5 protein-coding genes are annotated in these 8,875 nt (G+C 37.0%); all 5 read left to right on the top strand.

The window, feature by feature from the left end; translation table 11 throughout:
* On the top strand, positions 1-2,788 hold a 2,788-nt coding region (locus JMA43_RS12730; protein ID WP_342157029.1), incomplete at its 5' end, for a DUF7507 domain-containing protein.
* A gap of 12 nt (positions 2,789-2,800) precedes the next feature.
* On the top strand, positions 2,801-3,736 hold the full coding sequence (locus JMA43_RS12725; RefSeq protein ID WP_342157028.1) for a PorP/SprF family type IX secretion system membrane protein: 936 nt from the start codon (positions 2,801-2,803) through the stop codon (positions 3,734-3,736).
* Positions 3,737-3,772: 36 nt separating this feature from the next.
* Positions 3,773-5,710, top strand: coding sequence for an OmpA family protein (locus JMA43_RS12720; protein WP_342157027.1), 1,938 nt, complete (start codon positions 3,773-3,775; stop codon positions 5,708-5,710).
* 74 nt (positions 5,711-5,784) lie between these two features.
* Positions 5,785-6,267 (top strand): hypothetical protein, encoded by a 483-nt coding sequence (locus tag JMA43_RS12715; RefSeq protein ID WP_342157026.1) that lies wholly within the window; start codon positions 5,785-5,787, stop codon positions 6,265-6,267.
* 279 nt (positions 6,268-6,546) lie between these two features.
* The gene (gene katG, locus JMA43_RS12710; RefSeq protein WP_342157025.1) at positions 6,547-8,754 is read left to right on the top strand and encodes a catalase/peroxidase HPI; all 2,208 of its coding nucleotides are present in this window, start codon (positions 6,547-6,549) and stop codon (positions 8,752-8,754) included.
* Positions 8,755-8,875: the final 121 nt, after the last annotated feature.

The following is an 8,875-nucleotide window of genomic DNA, read 5'->3' as shown; positions in this document are numbered from 1 at the left end:
AGGGGGAACAGCACCTTATGATTTAAGTGGAGCTATCACAGCGACGGATGTAACTACAGGTTATACAGAAAGTGGTTTAGCCGCAGGAACGTACAATGTAACGGTAACTGATAGCAATGGATGTACAGCGACTACTTCGGTAACGATCACTGAGCCGACTTTATTAGAGATTGATAGTATATCAGATATTACAGATGTTTCATGTAACAATCCATCAGTAGGAGCAATAGATATAAGTGTGACGGGAGGAGTAGCACCTTATAGTTATGCATGGACGACAACGGATGGGATGCTTCCAAGCGGACAAGAAAGTGTAGAAGCCCCAAGTGGATTAACAGCTGGGACGTATGCTGTGGTAATCACCGATAGCAATGGTTGTATTGTTGAAAATAGCTATATAGTTAGAGAGGCATGTTTGGAATTCATCAAGACCTCCGCAGTTGCAGATGGTGGTGATGGTCGTGTGGATGTCGGTGATACCATTAGGTATACCTTTACGGTAACCAACACAGGAAATGTAACGGTAGATGGTATCGTAATCAATGATACGCAGATAGGAGTAACTGACTTAGTTTTAGTTCCATCGAGTTTAGCACCAGGAGCGGAAGGTATAGCGAGTGTGGTTTATACCATTACGCAAGATGATATTGATGCAGGAAGTGTTAGTAATTCCGCGATTGCAAGCGGAGTAGATTCTTCAGGTATTCCAGTTGAAGATACCTCAGATAGTGATGATCCAACAGAACCAGGACCAGATGATCCAACGGTGACAAGTTTAACTCCTAAAGGAAATATCGCTTTAGAAAAAACAGGAACATTTAATGATGTCAACGGAAATGGATATGCAGATGTAGGAGAAACTATAACCTATGCGTTTACTGTTGCAAACACAGGAAATGTAAGCTTGTCGAATATTACAATTACTGATGCATTAGTAACTGTTAATGGTGGACCAATTGCTACTTTAGCTCCGGGAGAAGTAGATTCAACAACGTTTACTGCGCTTTATACGATTACTGAGGAGGATATAAATAACGAATCGGTTACTAATACAGCCATTGCAACAGGAACCGATCCGCAAGGAACAACGATAACAGATACTTCTGACGATCCTAACAATTCTACAAACGATGATCCAGATGGCGATGGAGATCCAGAAGATCCAACGGTAACTGTGGTACCTCCTTTTGGAAGTTTAGGTGTTGAAGCAACTAAATATGCTACTGTTGTAGATGTTAATAATGACGGAATTATAGGTGAAGGTGATAGTATCGATTATACAATTACTGTTGAAAATACGGGTCAGGTTACATTACTCAACATCACTTTAGAAGATATTATAACTAACGGAGCAGGAACAGAGCTTCAGCTAACAACTGGAATTACTTTTGAAGGTGCTAGTTTAAATTCTTCTGAAGGAACATTACAAGTAAATGAAGTTGCTACTTATGTTGCTTCTTATGAAATAACAGAAGACGATGCTATTTCTAGAACTGTTGAAAACACGGTGAATGTTACAGCGGTTGATACTAATGGAAAAACAACTACAGATGTTTCAGATAATGGTGATGATACCGACGGAAATACTACCGACGATCCTACTTCTGTAGATGTTGAATACATTGATCCGGCACCTCCAGTTTCAGCAATAAAAGTAACGAAACAAGCTACTTTTACTGATAACGGAGATGGTAAACCGAGCGAAGGAGATATTATAGATTATACCATAATTGTTTACAACACAGGAGAAGTTGCCTTGAGTAATGTTACAATTACAGATGTTTTAACTGATGGAAATAATGAACCATTAACTTTAACTCTCGAGCCTACCTTTAACAAAGCGAGTTTAGGTTCTTCGGAAGGGGTGTTGAAAGTGACTGAAAGTGCTGAGTATTTAGCAAGTTACACTATTACGCAAAGCGATGTAAACTCTAAATATATCAGTAATACGGTAGAAGCAAGAGCACTAGATACTGTTGGAGAAACTGTTTCTGACGTTTCTGATGATGGTGATGATACCGACGGAAATACAGAAGACGATCCTACGGTTACTAGTTTAGATGGAACTGCATCAATCAGTCTATTAAAAGAAGCTGTATTCAATGATGAAAATGGCGATGGTTATGCATCGGTTGGAGAAACAATTAACTACTTGTTTACGATCACTAATACAGGCGATGTTGATCTATACAATATCACGTTGGAAGATCAGCTTGATGGAATTGAAATCAGCGGAAATGTAATAGCTACTTTAGGTGTGAATGAAACTGATAACACAACTTTCTCAGCGTCTTACACTATTACACAAACCGATCTTGATAATGGTGTGGTTGAAAATCAAGCGCGTGTTACGGGAGAAGATGCTCAAGGAAATGAAGTTTCGGATTATTCGGATGATCCAAACAATCCAACAGACAATGATGTTAACAACGACGGAAACCCAGATGACAGAACAAATGTGTCGCTAAATCCAGAAAATTGCGAAGTTGTAGTTTACGATATTGTGAGTCCAGATGGCGATGGAATTGCCGATTATTTAACTATCGACGGATTGGATTGTTATCCAGATAATACAGTGGAAATTTATAACCGTTGGGGAATTAGAGTTTTCCAAACACAAGGTTATGGAGCAACAGGCGAAGTATTTAGAGGATATTCCGACGGACGAGTTACGATTCAGCGTAATAAAAAATTACCAACAGGAACGTATTACTATGTGCTTAATTATATAAATGAAGCCGGAGTAAATGTTAGAAAAGCTGGACCAATATTTGTAATTACCGATTAATATTGATTTTGAATGAAGATAGATTTAAATAAAATACTTGTAATTTTTATACTGATTTTTGTTGGGAAGTTTACAAAGGTAAACGCCCAACAAGATTCTCAGTACACCCAATATATGTACAATACCATGACGTTTAATCCGGCCTATACTGGTACGCGAGAGATGTTTAGTGCCATTGCCTTGTATCGTAATCAATGGACGGGGTTAGACGGAGCACCAGAAACTATGAATTTCTCCATGCATAGTCCTGTGGGCGAAAAGGTAGGTTTAGGTTTTAGTATAACCAATGACCGAATTTTTATTGCCAATGAAACCGCAATCGACTTTACCTTTAGTTACATCATGAATGTGTCATACAGAGGGAAAATTTCGTTGGGATTAAAAGCTGGAATGAATTTGTTTGATATCGATTTTAGTCGTGTAAACACAGGTTCTCCAGGTGGTGGCGATCCAAGTGTTCAGTACAATGTAGATAACGAATTTTCTCCTCAAATTGGTGCGGGAGCTTATTATTATACCGATAGATTTTATGTTGGAGTGAGTATCCCAAATATGTTAGAAACCGAACATTTTGACGAGTCGAGCAATAGTACAGCAGGAGAGCGCCTTCATTTTTATGCAATTACAGGTTATGTTTTCAACTTCTCGAACGATGTAAAGTTTAAACCAGCAGCATTAGTGAAAGCAGTGAGTGGAGCTCCTTTACAGGTAGATGTTTCTGCCAATTTCTTGTTTTACGACAAGTTTAGTTTAGGTGCTGCTTATCGTTGGGATGCGGCTATGAGTGCCTTGGCAGGTTTTCAAATAGACGATAAATTAATGATTGGCTATGCCTACGATTGGGAAACCACACCTTTGGCACAGTACAATGGTGGGTCGCATGAAGTGTTTTTACGCTATGAATTGTTTAACAGAAGGAAGAAAATTATTTCACCAAGATTTTTCTAATGTAAGCTAAGTTATAAATCTACAAAACCAACCCAGATGAAACTTAACATCCTAATAACTTTAGTTGCTTTGATCTCTTTTTTTTCTGCAGAAGCGCAATCGAGAATTGAAAATAGAGGAGATAAAGCCTACGATGCTTATGCCTTTATCAATGCGCGCGATTATTATTTAAAAGTAGCAGAAAAGGAAGGCGAAGATGCTTCTGATGAATTGTTAGAAAAACTAGCCGATTCGTATTACTATACAGCCGATTATAAAACTGCTTCGTATTGGTATCAAAAACGGTATATGAAGGATTCGCCTATAAAAGCTGAATACTTGTACAGGTTTGCACTGAGTTTGAAAAGCACAGGAAACTATGATTTTTCAGATAAAGTGATGCAACAATTTTACGAAGCAGAAGGCGATGATTTTAGGGCTAAACTGTTCAATCAAAATCGCGATTATTTGAAAGAAATCGAATTACAGTCAGGAAAATTTAATATTTCGAAAGCTTCTTTTAATTCGCCACTTTCAGATTTTGCGCCTTCTTTTTATAAAAATGGAATTCTATTTGCCTCGAATAGAGAGCGACTTCAGGCATCAAAAAATATTCATCAGTGGAATGAGCAACCTTTTCTCGATTTGTATTTCATTTCAGTAGACTCTACTTCCAAAGTAAAATCTTTCAGCAATAAAATAAATACAAAATACCACGAATCTACTGCCGTAGCAACTAAGGACGGGAATACAATTTACTTTACAAGAAACAATTATGTAAATCATTCGTATCGAGAAGATAGCAAGGGTGTAAACCGATTAAAGTTGTTTAAAGCGACAAAAGTTAACGACGCGTGGGAGGTAAGTGCGCTTCCTTTTAATAGCGACGAATATTCGGTGGCGCATCCTGCTTTGAGTAGTGATGAATCAACATTGTATTTTTCTTCGGATATGCCTGGAGGCTTTGGTCAGTCTGACTTGTACAAGGTTGAAATTCAAGAGAACGGTTTTGGGAAACCGAAAAATTTAGGAAAACAAATCAATACAGAAGGGCGTGAAACTTTTCCGTTTATTGATGCTGATAATAAATTATTTTTTGCTTCGGATGGACATATCGGACTTGGAGGTTTGGATGTTTTTGTGGCACAAATTACTTCCGACGGTGGTGTTGGGCCTTCGTTTAACATTGGGAAACCGATTAATGGATCGAGTGACGATTTTACATTTATTATCGATTCAGCAACCAAAAAAGGATATGTGGCTTCCAACCGCGATGGGGATGCAGGAAATGATGATATTTATGAAATTGAAGAAACTTCGCCACTTTTCACAAGTTGTTTTCAGTTGTTAAAAGGAGTGGTACTCGATGCCGATACACAAATGCCTTTGGCGGATGCATCGGTTTCTTTACTCGACGGAAATCAGCAGTTAATAGCTCAAGTTTATACCGATGTTGAAGGGAGGTTTTCGTATGAAAATTATTTAGGTTGTATGCAGAATTATGCTTTGCGAGCCGAAAAAACACATTATACAAAAGAAGAAAAAGTAATTGCAACTGGAAATTTGCCTACGGAAACTATTGAAACGACCATACTTTTGAAGAAAGGAGATTTTGTAATGGGAACAGATTTAGGAAAGGTGTTGAAGCTAAATCCTATTTATTTTGATTTTGATAAATCTAATATTCGTCCAGATGCAGAAATAGAACTTCAAAAGGTAATTGATGCGATGCAAACCTTTCCGCAGTTAAAAATAGATGTGCGATCGCATACCGATAGTAGAGCACCAGCCGATTATAATTTGAGCTTATCGGAACGAAGAAATAAAGCAACCATTCAGTATATCATTGAAAAAGGAAATATCGATCCGTCGCGATTATCGGGGAGAGGTTATGGAGAGGAATCGTTGGTAAACCATTGTTCGGACGGCGTGCCTTGTAGTATTGAGGAACATCAGTTAAACAGACGAAGTGAGTTTATTATTCTGAATAAGTAATATTTGTTTTGCTGAAAAAATAGCTGTATTTATTTGTTAATCAGTAATTTAATATTTAAATAAAACGATTTAAGATGAAGCAAATTTTGATAATATTCATTGGATTAGCACTTTTTTCCTGTCATCAGAATAAAAAAGAAGATCAAAAAAACATAGAAACGGAAGTAAAAGAAACTACTGAAAATTTTGATTGGTTGCTAGGGAAGTGGCAACGTGTAAACGAAAAAGAAGGAAGACAGACTTTCGAAAAATGGACTAAAATCAGCAATTCAAAATATACTGGGATTGGCTTTACAATGCAAGATGGTGATACTGTTAAAAGGGAGAAAATACATTTGGTTGAAATTGATAAGCAGTGGAGTTTAGCGGTTGAAGTACTTGAAGAACCACAGTTAACAATTTTTAAAATGACAAATTATACTTCAACAACTTTTACTTGCACAAACGATTCAATTGAATTTCCGAATAAAATAAAATATTGGAAAGAAGGAGACCGTTTAAAAGCAATGGTTTCGAATGCTGAAATTGAAATTTCTTTCGAGTTTAAAAAGCTTTAATGTATCAATCTTAAGCTGATAAATTGGTTCGTAGAACTATATTTTTGATTTCAATGAAAGCTTCTACAAATGGCTCGCAAATATAGCTAAACATGTTATCTCAATATTATATTATTTATAATTAATTAAAATTAAGTGTGTTAGTTTTTAAATGTTTAGAATTATACCTAAATTAACCTTTATACTTAAATAAATAAAATCGATTATATATTTAATAATAATAGCTTAATGTTATGTAATTTTGAGTAAAACAAAAAATAATTTTAAAAATTTATAAATATGACTTCCGACAACAATTTTTCTCATGGTACTACAGGTTCAGGAAAATGCCCATTTTCAGGTGCAGCGCCAAAACAAGCAGCTGGAGGGGGAACTACCAATAGAGATTGGTGGCCTAACAAATTAAAAGTGAATATTTTGCGTCAGAATTCTTCTTTATCAAATCCGATGGAGGGAGATTTTGATTATGCTGCAGCGTTTAATAGTTTAGATTATGAAGGACTAAAAAAAGATTTACATGCTTTAATGACCGATTCACAAGATTGGTGGCCAGCCGATTTTGGACATTATGGAGGTTTGTTTATTCGTATGGCTTGGCACAGTGCCGGAACATATAGAATTGGAGATGGAAGAGGAGGCGCAGGAGCAGGGCAACAGCGTTTTGCACCGCTTAATAGCTGGCCAGATAATGCAAGTTTAGATAAGGCAAGGCGTTTATTATGGCCGATAAAACAGAAATACGGAAAAAGTATTTCTTGGGCCGATTTAATGGTATTGGCAGGAAATGTAGCTTTAGAGTCGATGGGCTTTAAAACCTTCGGGTTTGCAGGTGGTAGAGAAGATGTATGGGAGCCAGAAGAAGATGTATATTGGGGTTCTGAAAAAGAATGGTTAACAGATAAACGTTATTCAGGAGAAAGAGATTTAGAAGATCCGCTTGCTGCTGTTGTAATGGGATTAATTTATGTGGATCCAGAAGGGCCAGATGGAAATTGGGATCCTTTTTCCGCAGCAAAAGACATTCGAGAGACCTTTAAAAGAATGGCGATGAACGATGAAGAAACTGTAGCACTTATTGCTGGTGGGCACACGTTTGGAAAAACGCATGGAGCTGCAAGTCCAGCAGATCATGTTGGTCCGGAACCAGAAGCTGCGCCTATTGAGGAGCAAGGTTTTGGGTGGAAAAATAATTTCGAATCGGGTGTGGGAGCACATGCAATTACTGGAGGTCCAGAAGTAATTTGGACTGAAACGCCAACGCAATGGAGCAACAACTTCTTTAAAAATTTATTTGAGTATGAGTGGCTTCCCCACAGAAGTCCGGCGGGTGCAAAACAATGGATTGCTAAGGATGCAGAAGCTATTATTCCAGATGCATTTGATCCAACAAAAAAGCATGCTCCAACAATGTTAACAACCGATTTATCATTACGTTTTGACCCAGAATACGAAAAAATTTCAAGACGTTTTTATGAAAATCCAGATGAGTTTGCCGATGCTTTTGCAAGAGCTTGGTTTAAACTTACGCATAGAGATATGGGACCTAAAGACCGTTATTTAGGGCCAGAGGTACCACAAGAAGATTTGATTTGGCAAGATCCAATTCCTGCTGTTGACCACGAATTGGTTAACGATTCGGACATAGCTACTTTAAAATCTAAAATTTCAGCAACAGGATTAACAACTTCAGAATTGGTTTCTACGGCTTGGGCTTCTGCTTCAACCTTTAGAGGATCTGATAAAAGAGGAGGAGCTAATGGAGCACGTGTTCGTTTAGCACCTCAAAAAGATTGGGAGGTTAACAATCCACAGCAATTGGCTAAGGTTTTAAATTCTTTAGAAACTATTCAAGCAGAGTTTAATTCAGCAACCAAAAAAATATCTATTGCAGATTTAATTGTATTGGCTGGTGTTGTTGGTCTTGAAAAAGCAATTGAAGCTGGTGGTTATAATGTTTCGGTGCCTTTTACTCCAGGACGTATGGATGCTTCTGCGGAACAAACAGACATAGAAGCTTTTGAATATTTAGAGCCTTATGCCGATGGATTTAGAAACTATAGAAAAACAAAATTTAATGTTTCTACGGAAGAATTATTGGTAGACAAAGCACAGTTGTTAACACTTACAGCCCCAGAAATGACTGTTTTATTGGCAGGGATGAGAGTTTTAGATACTAATTATGATAAATCTAAGCACGGAGTTTTCACTTCAAAACCAGGGGTGTTATCGAATGATTTCTTAGTAAATCTTTTGGATATGAGTACCAAATGGGAAAAAGTATCTGAAGGTAACGAAGAGTTATTTGAAGGAAAAGACCGTAAAACAGGCGCTGTAAAATGGACAGCTACAAGAGCCGATTTAATATTTGGTTCGAACTCAGAATTAAGAGCTTTAGCAGAAGTGTACGCGAGTCAAGATGCAAAAGAGAAATTTGTAACCGACTTTGTAAAAATTTGGGACAAAGTGATGAATTTAGACAGATTTTAAAGTTCTATAATTTAATTTCAAATATTAAAAGCCAGAGATAACTCTGGCTTTTTTTGTGTTTAAAAACTAATTACAAATAGTATTCGGCTTTATATTTTTTAAACTCTAATTACTTTCCGAT

The sequence above is a fragment of the Joostella sp. CR20 genome (genome assembly GCF_038433465.1).
Taxonomy (GTDB): domain Bacteria; phylum Bacteroidota; class Bacteroidia; order Flavobacteriales; family Flavobacteriaceae; genus Galbibacter.
Note: the sequence above shows the minus strand (reverse complement) of the source record. Positions and strands in the feature narration are given on the sequence as shown.